14 protein-coding genes are annotated in these 17723 nt (G+C 63.8%); 8 read left to right on the forward strand and 6 right to left on the reverse strand.

Annotated features, from left to right (window positions below; translation table 11 throughout):
• The first annotated feature begins 58 nt into the window (after window positions 1–58).
• From hemA to BP38_RS0108500, 5 genes are all read left to right on the forward strand, one after another.
• Complete coding sequence (hemA, locus tag BP38_RS0108480) at window positions 59–1264, forward strand: 5-aminolevulinate synthase (protein ID WP_026987380.1); 1206 nt, start codon at window positions 59–61, stop codon at window positions 1262–1264.
• A 130-nt stretch (window positions 1265–1394) separates the two neighbouring features.
• Window positions 1395–2246 (forward strand): aspartate dehydrogenase, encoded by an 852-nt coding sequence (locus tag BP38_RS0108485; RefSeq protein WP_051609129.1) that lies wholly within the window; start codon window positions 1395–1397, stop codon window positions 2244–2246.
• Window positions 2247–2450: 204 nt separating this feature from the next.
• Window positions 2451–3008: a transcriptional regulator gene (locus BP38_RS0108490; protein ID WP_026987382.1), complete on the forward strand. Its 558-nt coding sequence runs from the start codon at window positions 2451–2453 to the stop codon at window positions 3006–3008.
• Between the two features lie 86 nt (window positions 3009–3094).
• On the forward strand, window positions 3095–3298 hold the full coding sequence (locus tag BP38_RS0108495) for a YgaP family membrane protein (RefSeq protein WP_022729951.1): 204 nt from the start codon (window positions 3095–3097) through the stop codon (window positions 3296–3298).
• 105 nt (window positions 3299–3403) lie between these two features.
• Window positions 3404–4405, forward strand: a complete 1002-nt coding sequence (locus tag BP38_RS0108500; RefSeq protein ID WP_026987383.1) for a bile acid:sodium symporter family protein — start codon at window positions 3404–3406, stop codon at window positions 4403–4405.
• Here BP38_RS0108500 and BP38_RS0108505 read toward each other — a convergent pair.
• The 4 genes from BP38_RS0108505 to pdxH form a co-directional block, all read right to left on the reverse strand.
• Window positions 4399–5205, reverse strand: a complete 807-nt coding sequence (locus BP38_RS0108505; protein WP_081816561.1) for an SDR family NAD(P)-dependent oxidoreductase — start codon at window positions 5203–5205, stop codon at window positions 4399–4401. The genes BP38_RS0108500 and BP38_RS0108505 overlap by 7 nt on opposite strands.
• A gap of 102 nt (window positions 5206–5307) precedes the next feature.
• Window positions 5308–6177, reverse strand: coding sequence for a universal stress protein (locus tag BP38_RS0108510; RefSeq protein ID WP_026987385.1), 870 nt, complete (start codon window positions 6175–6177; stop codon window positions 5308–5310).
• A gap of 92 nt (window positions 6178–6269) precedes the next feature.
• On the reverse strand, window positions 6270–7199 hold the full coding sequence (locus BP38_RS19750; RefSeq protein ID WP_035724284.1) for a cation diffusion facilitator family transporter: 930 nt from the start codon (window positions 7197–7199) through the stop codon (window positions 6270–6272).
• Window positions 7200–7231: 32 nt separating this feature from the next.
• Window positions 7232–7834, reverse strand: a complete 603-nt coding sequence (gene pdxH / locus BP38_RS0108520) for a pyridoxamine 5'-phosphate oxidase (protein WP_026987386.1) — start codon at window positions 7832–7834, stop codon at window positions 7232–7234.
• A 200-nt stretch (window positions 7835–8034) separates the two neighbouring features.
• Here pdxH and BP38_RS0108525 point away from each other — a divergent pair, with 200 nt between their 5' ends.
• From BP38_RS0108525 to BP38_RS0108535, 3 genes are all read left to right on the forward strand, one after another.
• Window positions 8035–8523 carry an RT0821/Lpp0805 family surface protein gene (locus BP38_RS0108525; protein ID WP_026987387.1) on the forward strand — a complete coding sequence of 163 codons (489 nt, stop codon included), beginning with the start codon at window positions 8035–8037 and terminating at the stop codon, window positions 8521–8523.
• A 126-nt stretch (window positions 8524–8649) separates the two neighbouring features.
• Entirely contained in the window at window positions 8650–9570 is a 921-nt protein-coding gene (locus tag BP38_RS0108530) for a DnaJ C-terminal domain-containing protein (protein WP_026987388.1), read from the forward strand.
• 27 nt (window positions 9571–9597) lie between these two features.
• Window positions 9598–9945 (forward strand): chaperone modulator CbpM, encoded by a 348-nt coding sequence (locus BP38_RS0108535; protein WP_026987389.1) that lies wholly within the window; start codon window positions 9598–9600, stop codon window positions 9943–9945.
• A 105-nt stretch (window positions 9946–10050) separates the two neighbouring features.
• Here BP38_RS0108535 and pbpC read toward each other — a convergent pair whose 3' ends face one another.
• A complete protein-coding gene (gene pbpC, locus BP38_RS0108540) occupies window positions 10051–12156 on the reverse strand; it encodes a penicillin-binding protein 1C (RefSeq protein WP_081816547.1) in 2106 nt (701 codons plus the stop codon).
• Between the two features lie 2 nt (window positions 12157–12158).
• Entirely contained in the window at window positions 12159–17615 is a 5457-nt protein-coding gene (locus tag BP38_RS0108545; protein ID WP_035724286.1) for an alpha-2-macroglobulin family protein, read from the reverse strand.
• Window positions 17616–17723 lie beyond the last annotated feature (108 nt).

The raw sequence follows: 17723 nt of genomic DNA on the forward strand, positions 1-17723 counted from the left end.
CGTAGACGCAGCCTTTTCTCCTCTTGGCGTGGCAGGCGCCAGGACCTAAGTTCCGGTCATGGATTACGAAGGTTTCTTTGGCCGGGAACTTGAGCGCCTGCGCGCCGAGGGACGGTATCGCGTCTTTGCCGATCTGGAGCGCCAGGCCGGGGCTTTCCCGCGGGCGTTGCGCCATGACGATGCGGCTTCGACGCGCGAGGTCACCGTGTGGTGTTCCAACGACTATCTGGGCATGGGCCAGCATCCCAAGGTGCTGGCCGCCATGCAGGAGGTTCTGACCCGCAACGGTGCCGGGGCGGGGGGAACACGCAACATCTCGGGCACCAGCCACGAGCATGTCCTGCTGGAAGCCGAACTGGCCGACCTGCACGGCAAGGAAGCGGCGCTGACGTTCACCTCAGGCTACGTGGCCAACTGGACGGCATTGGGCACCCTGGCGTCCCGGCTGCCGAACTGCGTGGTCCTCTCGGACGAGATGAATCATGCCTCGATGATCGAGGGCATCCGGCACAGCCGTGCTGACAAGCGTATCTTCTCTCATAACGATCCGGAGGACCTGGAGCGCAAGCTGCGGGAACTGCCACAGGACTGCGCCAGGATCGTCGCCTTCGAATCGGTCTATTCCATGGACGGTGATATTTCGCCCATTGCGGATATCCTGGAGGTTGCAGAGCGATATAGTGCCTTCACCTATCTGGACGAGGTGCATGCCGTGGGCATGTACGGGCCCCGTGGCGGCGGTGTGGCCGAGCGCGAAGGACTGATGGCGCGCATCGATCTGATCCAGGGAACCCTGGGCAAGGCCTTCGGCCTGATGGGCGGCTATATTGCCGGTTCGGCACAGATGGTGGACTTCGTGCGCTCCCATGGCAGTGGGTTCATCTTCACCACGGCCATGCCCCCCTCCATGGCAGCCGGAGCACGGGCCAGTGTGCGACACCTGAAGGAAAGCGATGCCGAACGTGCCGGCCAGCGTGCGGCGGTGGTGCGTGTCAGCGAACGCCTCAAGGCGGCTGGCCTGCCGGTCATGCCCAGCGACAGCCATATCGTGCCGCTGATGGTCGGCGATGCGGTGCTCTGCAAGGCGGCCAGCGACGCCCTGCTGCAGGATCACGGCATCTATGTGCAGCCCATCAACTATCCTACGGTGCCGCAGGGGACGGAACGCCTGCGCCTGACACCCACACCGCTGCACAGTACGGACGATATCGAGCAACTGGTGGAGGCGTTGAGCGATGTCTGGGCGCGATTGGAGATCCGTTAGGCGGCGTGAAGAGGCCGGCCGCCGGTGATTTATGGTTTGTGGACGAGCGAGGCTCTGGATAGGTTTCTTCTCGCCTGCCGTGTGACCAAAGCGTCCCCCTGCAATTCATGTAGTCCATAGGTGTTGTGAGATGGTGCAGACAGAAACCGCCAGCGCTCCCTCGAAAGAAAGCACGAGCCCGGAGGTGCGGGTTGCGATCGCCAGTCTGGGCGCAATCGGCCTGAAGCTTGCACAGGAACTGGATGCGGGGATTCCTGGATACCGCCTTGTGGCCGTGTCCGCGCGCACACCTGACGCAGCGGCCGAGCGCATGAACAGCTTCAAGACCAGCGTGCCCGTCCTTCCAATCGAGGAACTGGAGCCACATGCAGACCTGGTCATCGAATGTGCGCCCTCCGCCCTTTTCCCGGAGATTGCCACCCCATTCCTGAAAGCAGGCAAGAGTGTCATCGCGCTGTCGGCCGGCGCACTTCTTGACAATGAGCAGCTGCGAGATATCGCGGCCGCGCACGGGGGCAGAATCATCGTCCCTTCGGGTGCGCTGCTGGGACTGGATGCGGTCGCGGCTGCGGCAGAAGGCAACATCGAGTCCGTGCGGATGATTACCCGCAAGCCGGTTCGCGGCTTGCTGGGTGCGCCATATCTTAAGAGGAACGGCATAGACCTGACCGGCATCACCGAACCCATGAAGGTCTTCGAGGGCAGCGCACGTGAGGCTGCCGCAGGCTTTCCTGCCAACCTGAATGTCGCGGTTGCCTTGTCGCTGGCTGGCGTCGGTCCTGACAGAACGACGCTCGAGATCTGGGCGGATCCTGATCTCACCCGCAACACTCACAGCATTCAGGTGATATCGGACAGCGCAAATCTGGAGATGAAGATCGAGAACATCCCGTCCGAGAATCCGAAGACAGGCCGCATCACGGCGCAATCGGTGCTGGCGGTCCTGCGGAAGATGAACGCCAGTTTGAGTGTCGGCACCTGATCCGATGACACACGAGCTTATGGATAACTACAAGGCCTACGCATCGCTTACGGACAATCGGGACTCGGAAAGTTTGGGTAACCTTAACGGCACGAACTAATGCAAGTATATTAAGAACGATTATCATTATCATTCAGCTGGACAAGACGACATAGCTGATCTATATTCTGTTTCCCATCGTGTCTTCACTGTGAAGGTCAGACCATGTATCGCGACAACAGCTTGATGCCCAATGAAGCGATCCGCCTGCTGGCGCTGGGTTTGCTGGCCGAGCGGCCCCGCCATTACGCCGACTTGGCGGGCGAGGTGCGGCACTTCACCGAGCGCATGGTCGGGCCGTCCCTGGACCTCTTGGCGCAGCCGCTCGAATTGCTGAAGCTGGAAGGTCTGGCTGAATCGGTCGAGGGTGAGGGCATGAACGACAATGCCCTGCTGCAGCTCACGGACAGTGGCCACGAGGAGATGCGCAAGCTGTTGAGCGCCAACATGCGCGCCCAGGTGAATGACCTGAACAAACTCATCGTGGCCATCAAGGTGCGCTTCCTGCACCTCTTGCCTCTTGAGGAACAGAAGAGTCAATTGGACCTGCTGATCGAGATCTTCGACCGCGAAAGCGTTCGACTGAACGACCTGCGCAGCTATCAAGATGCCGAGGCCTCGGCCCTGTCCGATTGGCTGGACCTGGAAATCGCGCAATCACGCAGCCGGCTCACCTGGTTTGAGGACATGCGTGAACGGCTGGAGAGCCGCAGCGAAAGCTGAGGATGCTCTCTCTCGAAAGAGCCTTCGACTTTCCGGCCCGACAGGACGATGATCGAGGTATGGTGTTTCCTTTGGAGTGAAGGGTCATGTCCCTTGAACGTATGGTGTTGCTGATTGTCGGCCTTGTTATCGTGATCAGCGTTCTTCTGGCGGTTTACGTAAACCTCAACTGGCTCTGGCTGACAGGCTTGATGGGGGCCCATTTGATCCAGGCCTCCTTTACCGGTCTCTGTCCCGTGGTGGCCCTGTTGAAGCGCATGAAGCTTCCGCAGCGACCGGGCTTCGGCTGAACCGCTAAGGCTATGCCCATCGGGGACGAATGGGTTGTGAGCGACAGGGGCGGCGGTCTATAAGCAGACCCGACCCATTCCCTGCCTGCCCTGCCGGAGCTCTCCTTGCTGTTTCTTCGCGACCCATTCCTGGCGCTGATGACAGGCGTCCTGGTTCTGGCCAGCGTGCTGCCGGCCGAGGGACGAGTGGCCGAACTCTTCACGCTGCTGAGTTCCCTGGCGGTGGCCCTGCTGTTCTTCCTGCATGGCGCCGTGCTGTCGCGCGCCGCCCTGCTGGACGGGCTGACGCAATGGCGCCTGCATCTCTTCATCCTGGCGACGACCTTCCTGGTCTTCCCGCTGCTGGTCCTGCCGCTCAGCCTCTTGCCAAGTGCCCTTCTGCCCCGGGACCTTCTGACGGGGTTTCTCTATATGGGCGCCCTACCGTCGGCGATTTCCTCCTCGATCGCCTTGACCGCGGTTGCACGGGGAAACGTTCCGGCCGCGATCTGCAGCACGGCCGGCTCGAACGTCTTCGGCCTGATGCTGACCCCTTTCCTGGCGGCGCTGCTGCTCAGCACCACGGCCGTGGGCGGCATCGACCTTGTGGACTCCCTGAAGGATATCTTCATCGGCCTCTTGCTGCCCTTCCTGATCGGTCAGTTGCTTCATCCCTGGATCGGAGGCGCGCTGAACAGGCGGAAAGCGCTGTTGAGCCGCTATGACAAGCTGGTGATCCTGATCATCATCTACACAGCTTTCTCGCAATCGGTGACCCAGGGTCTCTGGAGCAAGCTGCCTCTGCACAGTCTCGGCCTGGCGCTGCTGCTCTGCCTGCTGTTGCTGGCCGTGGCTATTGCCTTCACGCTTTACGGATCCCGCTTGCTGGGGCTGGAACGGGCCGAGGAGGTGACGGCCGTTTTCTGCGGGTCAAAGAAAAGCCTGGCCACGGGCCTGCCGCTGGCACAGGTGATGTTTGCCGGTTCGCCTGCTTTGGGCATGATCGTCCTGCCAGTGATGATCTACAACCAGTTGCAGATCATGCTGGGCGCCGTCCTGGCGCAACGCTATGCCGCCCAAAGCGAAACGGAGTCTCTCCCGGCCGAAGGCGTGGGAGAAAGTCAGTAAAGATGCTGGCCGCCGGTGACGAAGATCTCGCTGCCGGTGACATAGCCGAAATCGCTGCTACAGAGCTGGAAAACCGCGCCGGCGACTTCCTCGGGCGTGCCCATGCGCTGCATGGGAATGCGTGGAATCAGCGCCTCGTACTCCGGACCGACCATGGAGGTTTCGATTTCGCCCGGCGCCACGGCATTCACCCGCACGCCCAGTTCCGCAAACTCAACCGCCATCTCGCGTGTGAGCGCCGACAGGGCTGCCTTCGACGTGGAATAGGCCGAACCGGCAAAGGGGTGGATGGCATGCCCGGCGATGGAGGTGATGTTGACGATCGCGCCCTGTCCCTTGCGCAGGGGAACGGCGAAGCCACGTGCCAGGGCCAGGGGCGCGAAGAAGTTCAGTTCGAAGACCTCGCGCCAGCCGGCAATGTCGCCGTTGAGGCAGCCCAAGCGTTCCTTGAAGGGCGTCTTGGGTGAGATGGCGGCGTTGTTGACCATGGCATTGAGGGGGCTGTCGCCCAGGATCTCGTTGCCTTGCGCGATGAACTCCTGGACGCCTTCGGGATCACTGATGTCTGCCGTAACGTGGTGGGTCCAGTTGGGATCATAGCGGCATTCCGGCGGAATGCCTTCCCGCGAACAGGTGATGACCCGCCAGCCTTCCTTCGAGAAACGCTGGACGGTGGCGTGACCGATCCCGCGGCTGGCGCCAGTCAGCAGAATGGTCTTGCGCTGTCCTGCCTCCTGGCTGTCCGTGTCCGAGTCCGTATCGGGGGCTTCTCCCGTCTCGGGCGGGGTTTGCGATGACATGGGCGGTTTGTCCTTCTTGTCTTCCAACACGGGCTTGTCTTCCAACCGGGGCCTGTCCTTCCAGCCCGGACAGGCCTTCAGGCTGCTGTTCCGCCGGCGGGCTCAGTGCGCCATGAAGACAGGAAGCGCTGCGCTGTTCAAGACCGTTTGCGTGGCACCGCCCAGCAGGAATTCGCGCAGGCGGCTGTGACTGTAGGCGCCCATGACCAGCATGTCGCCCTGGGCCTCGCTGGTCTCGGCCAGCAGGCTCTCTCCGGCCGAGGACAGGATCTCGGTGCGTCGGGCTTCGGCGGTGATGCCGTGGCGCTGTAGATAGAAGACCAGGTCCTGGGGATCGGTCTTGTCGTCATCCTTGCGTGCCAGGCTGACCACCGTGACCTTTTCGGCCCGCTTCAGGAAAGCCAGTGCATTGCGCGCGGCCTTGGCGGATTGGCCGCCTCCGTCCCAGGCCACCACAATGTTGTGTCCGAAGGACTCTCCGGTTCCTGGGGGGACAAGCAGGATCGGCCTCCCCGCATTGAAGAGCACCGCTTCCAGGGCAGGGGTGTAGGCAGATTCCCGATCTTCCGGCGGACGGCCCATCAGGACCATGTCGAACAGTAGTGACCGTTGCGCCAGGACGTCGTCCTCGCTGCCTTCCAGATTGCGCCAACCTACATTGAAGCCGCGTGCGCCAGCCAGTTCATCGGCTGATTTCGCTTCTACGCCGACAGCCTTGCACTGGGCCTCGAAGTAGCCACGTGCGGCCTCACGGTATTCGCTGTTCCGGGCGCGGATGTCGTTCATCATCTGATCGACCATGGCGCCTGACATGCCTTCGCCGAGCAAGGGGATGCTGGAATAGGGATCGGCCTCGATATGAAGGACCTCGACGTAGGCATCGTGCTGTTTTCCCAGCCGAAGAGCGGCTTTCAGCACATCGGTGGTGTTCTCGCTGCCGTCGGCGACGGCCAGTATGGCTGCTATGGACATGGTCTCCCTCCCCCTATCGGTTTCCATTCTTCCAGCATAACATATAGAACGCAGGCTGCCGCCCGCGAAAGGAATTCCACAGTCCTGCTGCGTTACTTGGGCGCAGTCCTGCCATCTTCATCCCCATAGACTTGCGTCTCCTCGGACAGGATGTGCGGGTCCTGGTGAATAATCACTTCCGCGCCGGGATAAAGTGTCTGCAATTCGGCTTCAATCGTATCTGCGATGGCATGGGCACGATAGAGCGACATGGAGCCGTCGATCTCCAGGTGCAGCTGGATGAAATCCTGTTGCCCCGAGCTGCGCGTCTTCAGGTCGTGGACACCCAGGACATTGCTGTGAGCCCTTACAGTGTCGAGGATACGCTGGCGATCGACATCGGGCAGTTCATGGTCCATCAGGATGTCCAGGGACTGGCGCGCAATTTTCCAGGCACTGCGCAACAGGATGGCGGCAATCCCCAGGGCGATGATGGGGTCCGCCAGGGTCCAGCCCAGGTAGATGGAAAGCACCAGGGCCAGGATGACGGCGGCATTCATCAACAGGTCGCTGAGATAGTGCAGGGCGTCCGCCCCGATGGCGATGGATTTCGTGTGATGCACCACATATCGCTGGAAGCTGGTCAGGCCCAGGGTTGCGACAATCGAGACCAGCATCACCCCGATACCCCAGGTGCCATGTTCGGGCTGTTGCGGTGTGATCAGGCGGCTGATGGATTCCGCGATGAGAAACAAGCCCGATCCAGCCACCAGGCCCGCCTGAGCCAGGGCCGAAAGGGATTCGATCTTGCCGTGGCCAAAACGATGGTTGCTGTCCGCCGGGGTGAGAGAGTGCCGTACTGCGAACAGCGTCATGATCGAGGCTGCCGCATCCAGCAGGGAATCGATCAGGCTGGACAGGAGGGCGACAGAATCCGTGATCTGCCAGGCCACGACTTTCAGGAGGATCAGCCCGCTGGCCGTCGCGACGGAGGCATAGGTGGCGCCCCGCATCAGGGAAGCTTTGCGTTGCTGGGCTGACATGTTCCGTGGTCTTTCGTAATTCGGTTCGTCGCTCAGGGATAGAGGCGTTCGCCGGTCCAGCCGTCGCCGCTGCGATGACAGGCGATACGGTTGTGCAGGCGGAATGCGCCTTCCTCCCAGAACTCGATCCGTTCGGGAATGACCCGGAAGCCGGACCAATGAGGGGGACGGGGAACCTTGCCCACGGCATACTTTGCCGCCAGGGCTGCGACCCGCTTTTCCAAGGCATAGCGGCTTTCCAGCGGACGCGACTGCTCCGAGGCCCAGGCGCCGATCTGGCTCTGGCGCGGGCGGCTGGCGAAATAGGCATCGGCTTCTTGGCTGGAGACTTGCTCGACATTGCCTTCGATGCGGACCTGTCGGCGCAGGGATTTCCAGTGAAACAGCAGGGCGGCCTTGGGGTTCTGCAGAAGTTGCTCGCCCTTGCGGCTTTCATAGTTGGTGTAGAAGACGAAGCCCTTGCTGTCGAAGTCCTTGAGCAGGACCATGCGTGCCGAAGGCATCCCATTCGCATCGACGCTTGAGACGCTCATGGCGTTGGGGTCGTTGGGTTCCTGCGCGCGGGCTTCCTCGAGCCACTGGCCGAAGAAGGCGAAGGGGTTTTGATCGGCCTGGTCCAGCGATAGCACCGTCATTTCTTTCCATTTCGCGTTTGTGTAGGCCCTCTGTTCAAGGCCGCCTGGTCATCCTGGTGCCTGAAAAGGCTCACAGGACGCCACAGGATGGAAGAATTACAGTACCGGAAAGATAGAACAAGGCCATCTTCATGCCCTAATCATGCAACAAGGTGGCGCGAGTTCAGTCAGGTAGACCACCTGGAACAGAGGGAATAGAGATGTACAAGAAACTTTTATGCGCATTCGCGATGACCGCTGCCCTGGTGGTGGCCGGTTGCCAGCAAGGCGAGGGACCGGGAACCAAGCAGACGGTTGGTGGCCTGGGCGGCGCGGCGCTGGGCGGCTTGGCCGGTTCACAGATTGCCAAGGGCAGTTCGTCGAGCACACGCGCCTTCGCGACCGGCCTGGGCGCCGTTGTCGGCCTGATTGCCGGCAGTGAGATCGGCAAGTCCCTGGACGAGGCCGATCGTCGACGCGCTGCCGAAGCCCAGCAGAGGGCGGCAACGGGACCGATGGGCGAGCAGATCACCTGGAACAATCCCAACAGCGGCAATTATGGCAGCTACACGCCCGTTCGTGACGGGCGCACGGATGATGGCCGCTATTGTCGGGAATTCCGCGAAACCGTGACAGTTGATGGCCAGACCGAGACGGCCACGGGCATTGCCTGTCGTCAATCGGACGGTACCTGGCGTATCCAGCAGTAGCAAAACGCGACGACGCTGCCTATATCCTGATAGGAAACCGTCACATGGTCCCCGGGGTGAAACGCCCCAGGGCTCATGTGTGCGGTTTGGGGGTAGTCATATCAGACAGACAGTCAGCGGTAGTCCATGAAAGATTTGTATAGCGTTCTGGGGCTCAAGCGCGGCGCCAGCAGCGATGAAATAAAAAGCGCCTACAGGAAGCTGGCCAAGAAGCTGCATCCCGACCTGAACCCTGGCGACAGCAAGGTCGAACAGCAGTTCAAGGAAGTCAGCCAAGCCTATGCCATCCTATCGGATCCCGAGAAGCGCAAGCGCTATGACGCCGGCGAGATCGATGCCAGCGGGAACGAGACCGCGCGCGGTGGCTTCTATCGGAGTTCCTCCAGCGAGGGCGGGGGCAAGTATAGCCATTTCGACTTCGGGGACGAGGCCGACCTGGGCGACATTTTCTCGGATCTTTTCGGGCGCGGCTTCTCGCGCAAGGACAAGCGCTCGACCTTCCGGCAACGTGGTACCGACATCTCCTATCGCCTGCAGGTCGGGTTTCTGGAAGCGGCCAATGGCGCACGCAAGCGCGTACAGCTGGGCGAAGGACGTACACTTGATGTGAACATCCCGCCCGGAACCGAAGATGGCCAGACCCTGCGCCTGAAGGGCCAGGGGCTCGGCGGTATGGGAGGCGCGCCGGCCGGCGATGCCTATATCGAGATCCAGGTGCAGCCGCACCCCCATTTCGAGCGCAAGGGCAATGACGTTTACCTGGAGTTGCCTGTGAGCCTGTCCGAGGCGGTGCTGGGCGCCAGCATTCAAGTGCCCACCGTGGAGGGCAAGGTGACCATGAAGATTCCACCGGGTTCCAACAGTGGGTCAACCCTGCGCCTGAAGGGCAAGGGCATCCTTGCCCGTCGTGGCGGGCAACGTGGCGACCAGTATGTGAAGTTGAAGGTCATGCTGCCCGAAAAACCGGATTCCGAACTGAAGGAGTTCATATCCAAGTGGGCGAAGAAACATGCCTATGACCCGCGGGCAAAGGCGGGAATGGTATAGCCGGGCCAATGCGCAAGGAGGTGTGAAATGCCTGTGACCTTGCAGGAAATCGTCGAGCAGACTCGTGCCGCCGGCCTGGAGGCCAGTGAGAGCGAAGTGCGCAGCTATGTGGCGGAAAGCTGGGTGCTGGCCGAAGTCCGGGAGGACACCTATTACTTCGATGAAGCCGATGCCGCGCGCGTCAAGCTGATCCTGGAACTGAAACGGGACATGGCCGTCAATGATGAGGCCGTGCCCGTCATCCTGAACCTTCTGGACCAGCTCTATGGCATGCGCGAGGTCCTGGAAGACATTGCCCTGGCCGTGGATCGCCTGCCGCCTTCGCTGCGACGCGAATTGGAGGATTGCCTGGCCCGCGTGCCCGGAAAGTCCTGAAGCGCTGCCCGCTCACGGCGTTTCGCGGGATTTCTGCTGACGCCCAACAGCCGTGCTGGATTGGCACAGGATGGAGACCGTCCGGCTGGTCGTCTTTTGTCGCACTCACTCCAGCACGACCTGCACGCTGGCGCTGCGGCCGGCCGCGTCGATCACCGTGAGCGTGGAGGAGCCGCGCCCGTCCGGGGTCCAGGAGGCCACGCGGCGGCGATAGCTCTTGGGCAGCGGTTTGCCATTGGCCAACCATCGGAAGGGGGCCCGGCCGCCGTTGATCTTGAGCGCTAGCGGTGTAGTGGCCATTCCTTGCGCAAGGCCGAGATCGATATGTGTGCCTTCCGGCGGAAAAACGATTTCCGGTGCCGGTTCCGTCGGAGCTCCGGTGGCCGCCGGGCCTTCGGAGGAGCCGAAACGGCGTTGCGAGAACGGCAACTCGGAAGCGGCAAGGCGCACAGCGCCTGCCGGAGCGCGCGGAAGTGGCGTCAAGCCGATACCGGCACGGGAGAAGGCCTTGAACAGGATGGGAGCGGCGGCGCGGTAACCCGTCAGGCCCGGCACGGATCCACCATCGGGTCGGCCTATCCACACGCCGAGCACATGGCGGCCATCATAGCCGACGGCCCAAGCGTCTCGGTATCCGTAGGAGGTGCCGGTCTTGTAGGCAATGCCGAGATGCGGCGCCCCCTCGGGCGGGATGACGCCCGACAGCATGTCGGCAATCTGCCAGGTGGCCTGGGGGGTGAGTACAGCTGCCGGATGCGAGGCGGCCTCGGACTCCTTGAGATAGCGCAGCGGCTCGACCTTGCCGCGGTTGGCGAGGCCGGCATAGAGCTGCACCAGTCCTTCCAACGTCAGCCCCGCTCCGCCGAGGCCTATGGCCAGCCCCGGCGCCTCCCCCGGCGGCAAGGTCGGACGAACGCCGGCACGCTTCATCCGTGCCACGAGCCGCGCCGGTCCGACAGCGTCGAGCAGACGGATCGCCGGTACGTTGAGAGACATCTGCAGCGCTTCGCGCACCGTCACGTCACCTTGATAGTCCATGTCGAAATTCTTCGGCCGGTAGCCGGCGAAATTTCCGGGACGATCCTCGATCATCGTCTCCTGCATCACCAGCCCCTCCTCGAAGGCGAGGCCATAGATGAAGGGCTTCAGCGTGGAGCCGGGCGAGCGGTCCGCGAGACTCATGTCGATCCAGCCGGCGCGGGCGCTATTGAAATAATCGGCCGACCCGACCCGTGCCAGCACCGCACCGCTGCGTGCGTCGGCCAGGAGCATGGCGACGGAGACGCGGGGCCCCCGGCGGCGCGCCGCTTCGCGCGCCACCCGCTCCAGGCCGGCCTGGACGCCGCGATCGATCAGCAGGCTGTGGCGGCGCCTTTCGGGTGCGGCCTGTCGTACCGAATCGGCCAGATGGGCGGCGTAGGCCGGCATCTGCCGGCGCCTGCTTTGGACCGCGATGCGCGCGGCGCGGGCCACTTCACTTCTGGCGATCACGCCGGTCCCGGCCATGCGGGCGAGCACCCGGTCACGGGCCGCCCTTGCCGTTTCCGGATGCCTGTCGGGCCGTCGCGCCTCCGGCGATTGCGGCAGGGCGACGAGCAGCGCGGCTTCGGCAAGGCTCAGCCTTCGGGGCTCCTTGCCGAACCATGCGAGACTTGCCGCGCGCACGCCTTCCAGATTGCCGCCATAGGGCGCCAGCGTTAGATAGCGATTCAGGATCTCGCGCTTGGAAAGCCGCCGCTCGATCTGCAAGGCGCGGGCGATCTGACGGAACTTGGCAGCGAAGCTGCGCTGCTCCCGCGGCTCGATCAACCGGGCAAGCTGCATGGTCAAGGTCGAGCCGCCCGAAACGATACGGCCGTTTGTGGCAAGCTGCCAGGCGGCGCGCAGGAGGGCCAGAGGATCGACCCCTGCATGCGACCAGAAACGCCGGTCCTCATAGGCGATCAGCATCTCGAGGAACTGGGGGTCGAGCGTGTCGATGTCGGCCTTGAGCCGCCAGCGTCCGTCGGGTGCAGCAAAGGCGCGCAAGAGCGCACCTTGGCGATCCACCACCTCCGGCGAAAGCGCGATGGGATCACCGAGCGGTGGCGGGTAGGCCTTGTCGAGCCGGTCGAGCGCGACCATGCCGATGACGGCGAGCCCCAAGACTGCAGTGAAGCCGATGACAGCCCATCGCGCCCACCGGGAAAGCCATGCACGCCGCCCGGTCATGGTCAGTTGCTCGATATCTCTATCGCGCCGGTTGCCGTGCGCGCGGAAAGCTGCGGCCGGTACATGTCCTCCACGCTCGCCGCAGGATGCGTGTAAACACCCGGTGTAACGGCACGCACTACGTAGGCAAGCCTGTAGCTGCGGTCGTCGCCGCTGCGCTCGAACGCGGCGATGAAGCGGTCGTCGCGGAACTCTGTGTGCACGGCGTCGGTTTCGTCCAGCCATGGGAAATTGTCGAGCGCGGCACTGTCGACGAGGCGCGGATTGTCGATCTCGAAGCCGGCCGGCAGCAGGTCGGAGACGAGCACGCGCGAGGGCCAGGAATTGGCCTCGGTGATCTCCAGCACCACCACATAGCGCTCGTTCTGAAGCGCTTCCGAGACATTCGCTTGCGTGCCATCGAGGCGATAGTAGGTGCGCTCGATGGTGAACCCCTCACCGCCGGCCGGCAAAGGCTGACGGGGTGCGGCCACGGTGGTCAGTTCCACATCCTGTGGCTCCGTGCCGTCATTGGTGATGGCGAAGGGATCTGCGGCGATCTCCGCACCGGAAAGGCGCCGTGCGAATGCGCCTTCATGGGCAGCGCCATCCACCGTTAGCGCGATGTCGCCGCTCGCTTCGCTCAAGGCCCGGGAGGCCAGGAGCATCCAGGCCTCGTCCTGCGTGCTCATCTGCTGGATGCCGCTGCTCAGATCGGAGACGAAGGTCACCATCTCTGGCACCATCTGCGGCTTTGGCCGGCTTTCGGCCGCGAGCGCCAGCAATGCCGCAGCATCACGCAAGCGCGAGCCGTAGTCGGAACGCGCCATATCGTTGTTTGCAGATTGCACCTGGCGGAAGGCGGAGCGGAACGTCGCCTCGGCGCGCGATGGATCGCCGTAGAGCGCCAGCGCTGCGGCGAGCTGGGCACGCGCGAGCGGACTTGCGAAGGCGTCGAGACGTGCGTCGGCGTAGTAGCGCAGGTCGCCGACCGAGGCCTTGCCGTTGCGCGCCAGTACATAGAGCGCATAGGCGATCTTGTCGCCGTTGGACTCGACGTCCGTGTCGTAGGCGAGCTCGTTCGTGAGGTTCTGCAGCGCCTGCGTCATGGCGCGTTCGGGCACGGCAAAGCCCTGTTCGCGGGCCCGCGTCAGGAACTCGGTGACGTAGGAATCGAGCCAGAGATCGCCCCTGCCCGGTCCCCACAGGCCGAAGCCGCCTGACGAAGACTGGTAGGACAGCACCTGCGCGATGGCCTTTTCAATGCGCTCCCTAGCGTTCGGGGCTTCCTCGAGGCCGGTTGTCTTCGACAGCTCGTTCACATAGAGAAGCGGCAGGGCGCGGCTGGTGATCTGTTCGGTGCAGCCATAGGGATAGCGATCGAGCGACATGAGCAGCGCTGGTATGTCGAAAGCTTCGTCCGGCGAGACATTGACCGTGACGGAGGCGTCCTCGGTGTAGCTATCGGCAAGCAGGCCGCCGTCGATCCTGAGGCGGCCGCCATCGGCGGGGAGCGTGACCGTCCGTCGCTTGGTTACCGGCATGACGCCGGGACGGACCGGCAGGTTGACCGATTTCTCCACCGACTGTCCCGACTCGTGGACGAGCGAAACGGTGAGCTGGGCCGTGCCTGCTTCCTGCGCGACAAGCGGCAGGGTAAGGCTTGTCTTGCCGCCGGCCGCGAGGTCGAGGCTTGCCGGTGCGGCGCTTGCGTCGACCGTGGCCGCGCCCTCGGCGGAGACCGTGAGCGCGTAGTCGCCGGCAGGCCCGTCGGTATTGGCGATCTCAATCAGCATCTGCGACTCGTCGCCGGGGGCCAGGAAACCGGGCTGACTCGTCGTCACCACCACGGGATCGCGGACGATCACGTCCTTCGAGGCTGCTCCCACGGCGTCCTTCGACCAGGCGACGGCCATGACGCGCACGGTCCCGTTGAACTGCGGCATGTCGAAGCCGATCTCGGCCTTGCCCTCCTCGTCGAGGCGGACAATGCCGGAGAAGAAGGACACCAGCTTCTCGTTCGGTGGACTGCCGCGCGCGGTCATGCCACCGGCATCGCCGCCGGTGCGCAGCCGGCCGGTCGCCCCCAGGGAGCCGTCGATCAGCCGGCCGAAGATGTCGCGGATCTCGAGGCCCATCATGCGCTGGCCGAAATACCAGTTGGTCGGGTCAGGGGGCTCGTAGCGGGTCAGATTGAGAATACCGACGTCGACCGCAGCGAGGGTGACATAGGCTTCCTCGCCGGCGGCGCGCTCGCCGAGGGAAACGGGAACCGTCAATCGTTCGTTCGGCCGCATTTTCTCCGGAGTGTCGAGATCGACGTCAAGGGTCCGCTCACCCGCATCCACCTCCAGCCACTGCACGCCAATGGCACGCATGGGCAATCGGTTCTCCGTTGTTTCCCCCGGCCGGAAGAGCGTCGCCGTCACATAGGTTCCGGTGCCCAGGTTCTCGGTTACCGGAATATCGACCGTGGTGCCCTCCACCGGGACGCTGACCCTCATGCTGTGCTGCAGGCTTTCGGTGCCGAGCGTGATCAGGGCCTCGCCGGCAAAGCGCGGGGAAATCTTCAGCTGCGCCGTGTCGCCGGGTTCGTAGTTTTCGCGGTCGAGCGCGATCTCCATGCCGTCCGGAGTCTCGGTCGAGCTTGCCTCGACATACCAGCCGGCCTCGAATTCCACGCTGGAAATGGGGCCGCCGGGCTCGGGGTCCTGCACCTCCAGACGGTAGCGGCCCCAATCGACCGGAACACTGATCTGCGGCTCGGAGTCAGCTGCGGCGCTGACCGTGCCTTCGCGCACCAGACGGGTGGTGGTGATCGGCTCGTAGTTCCATGAACTGCCGTTTCGGTACCACTGGTAATGCCGTTCAACCTTGAAGAGCGACCATTCCAGACCCGGCATGCCGATACGCTCACCGGATGGATCGGCGGCGATGACGCGGAAATTCGCCGTGCCGCCTTCTTCCACCTGTCCGCCGGAGAACTCGGGCCTCACGCCGATAACAGGGGTTTCTGGCTCAACGCCGATGTCGAGCGAACGCTCGACGGCGCGGCCGCCGGCTTCGCGCATCTGCAGATGCAGCTCGGCCGTCAGAAGGCGGGTGGTGGAGGGCACGCTGTCGATGGAAACGTCGAAGACGGCCTTGCCCTCCGCGTCGGTCTCGGGCAGGCCGGCGAGAGGCGCACGCAGGGCCTCCACACCCTCTTCGTCCGCAAGACCGAAAACATAGCCGGGGAAGCGCATCCACTCCCGCGTCGGCTTGACCGTCATTTCGCCTTCGAGGGAGAGGCCGGCCGCCGGCGCGCCGTAGAGATAACGGCCTTCCAGGGCGATCTCTGTCGAGCTGCCGACGGCAAGGGTATCGTCGGCGCTCGTCAGGTCGAACTCCGTGCGGTCCGGCACGAAGTCCTCCACCAGAAACATCTTTTCGGCGATCGGGGACTGCCCGGGATCGGTATGCACGCGCAGGTTCCAGGTGCCGCGCATGGCGTTGTCCGGCAGTGCCAGATCGACGGTGTGGCCGCCGAGGGCGGTCCCCTGAGAGACAATGCGGCGGTCTTCCACCCCGTCCGGGCGCTCGAAGATGAAGGTGAGCGGCAGATCGTCGGCGGCTTCGACCGCGCCGTCGCGAGCCAGTGCTGCCGCATGCACGATCTCGCCGGCACGGTAGATGCCGCGTTCGGTCCAGGCATAGACGTCGAGCGGGCCGGGCGCCGGACGGCCGGTCACGCCCCGGTCCGACAGGTCGAAGCCGGCGCGCGTCATGTCGAGAAATACGAAATCCTCTTCACCTTCGGCCAGCAGCACGGCAGGTGCAAGACCGGCATCGCCGCGCGTAAGCCCCGGCGCGAAGCGGGCGTGGCCGTCAGCGTCCGTCGTCGCTTCCCCCAGCACCTCGTTGTTGCGGGCAAGCAGCGTGAGCTTGAGTCCCTCCGTCGGCTTGGCCGTGGCGAGAGAACGGGCGAAAACCGAAAGCCCGTCCGCGCCGGCAAAAGTCGACAGCCCGATGTCGGAGATCAAAAACCACTGGGTGGCCCTGTCTTCCCAAACCTTGCTGGTGGCGCCTTCGGGAAGGGCAGTCAGCATGTAGACGCCGGGCTCTCGCTCCGGCAGGGCTTCATCGATGGGAATGCTGGTGGTGACGTTTTCATTCAGTTCGGACTCGATGTCGACAGCGCCCTGCCAAACCGGCTCGCCCATGTCGCGGGCGACATCCTCGATCTCGTAGCTGTTGAGCTGCTGCAGGAACTTTGACTCGGAAAGCAGCCGCGCCAGGGCGCGGTCGCCCACGCGATAGAGGGAAAGCTCTGCGCTGTCGGCATTGACCGAGACGAGAGGGATGCCCCGCCGGGCAGCCGACGGCAGCACGAAATTGTCGCCGGTAAAGCGCAGCGCCGGGGCGCGGTCGCGAATATAGATCTCGAGGGGCACGGGCTCGGCAAGCACCTCGCCGATTGCCGAGGGCAGGCCCTGGCGGATGGTGATGCGGTACTGCTCGCCATGCTCCAGCCCGCTCACGCAAAGCTGCTTGTCGTCCTGGTCGATGGCCGGTGCGCGGGCCCGGTCAACCGTCACGTATTGCGCGTAGTCGACGTCGCTTCTCACCAGGGTCTCGGAGAACTGCACGCACACGCGTGGCGTGGCGCTGTCGGACTCCACGGAATGGTCAACGACGCGGAAGCCCTTGCGGCGCTTGAGACTGGCGTAGAGCGCCTGCACCTGGGGCGAGGACTGCAGGGCAAGGCTGGCCTCGTAGGCGCTGAGGGCGGGACGGAAGAGGCTGCGCTTTTCCAGTGCGGCGGCCAGGGCGGCGAGCGCATCGGCCCGGTCGCTGGCACTGCGCGACAGGCGATAGGCGGTCACGGCCGCACCGGTGGCGGCGCGCTGCAGGGTGTTGGCTCTTTCGTTGTCCGTGGACTCGAGCGCCATGGCCGCGCGGGCCAGGCCGCTCCAGACTGTCGCATTCTCCGGCTCGACCGCTATCGCGGCGGTGTAGTCGCGCATGGCGCCTTGCGGATCGCCCCGGTCGAGCGCCCGGGCAGCGGCGCTGGTGAGCGCCACGAAGCCGTCCTTGCCCGCACTGGCCTTGCGCAGCAAGCTGTCGCGGTACTGCTCGGCTTCACGCAGCACGTGAGCGGGCACGAAACGCAGTGCGGGCGGGGCCCCGATGTCCGGTTCGGCGCCGGCCGTCACCACCTTGCCGGCAACCGCGCCCTCGAAGGGTTTCAAGCTGCCGAAATCAGATTTCAGGAAGCACCAGCGGGGGCCTGTGTTGTAGGTGAAGGCTTGGCACTGCGGGTCGTTGAGACAGACTTGCTTGCATTCATCCAGCGAGACGTCCTGCTCCGTCCGCAGGTCGAAGCCGAAATAGTCGCTGTTCTCTGTCGTGACGATGCGGCTGGTGTCCTGCGCCGACGCAGTGGCGGCCAGGGCAACAAGTGCAATAAGGATAAAGGAAACCCTGCCCAACGTGCCCATCGCATTCCTCCCAGCGCCACTGGCGTCCCTGCCTGTGGCATTCACCCAATTTCATGAAGCCCTGTCAACTGTACCCTCGCTGCGATGCCTGACAGTAATAGGCAGTGT

This window comes from Fodinicurvata fenggangensis DSM 21160 (assembly GCF_000686045.1).
GTDB lineage: Bacteria > Pseudomonadota > Alphaproteobacteria > Kiloniellales > DSM-21159 > Fodinicurvata > Fodinicurvata fenggangensis.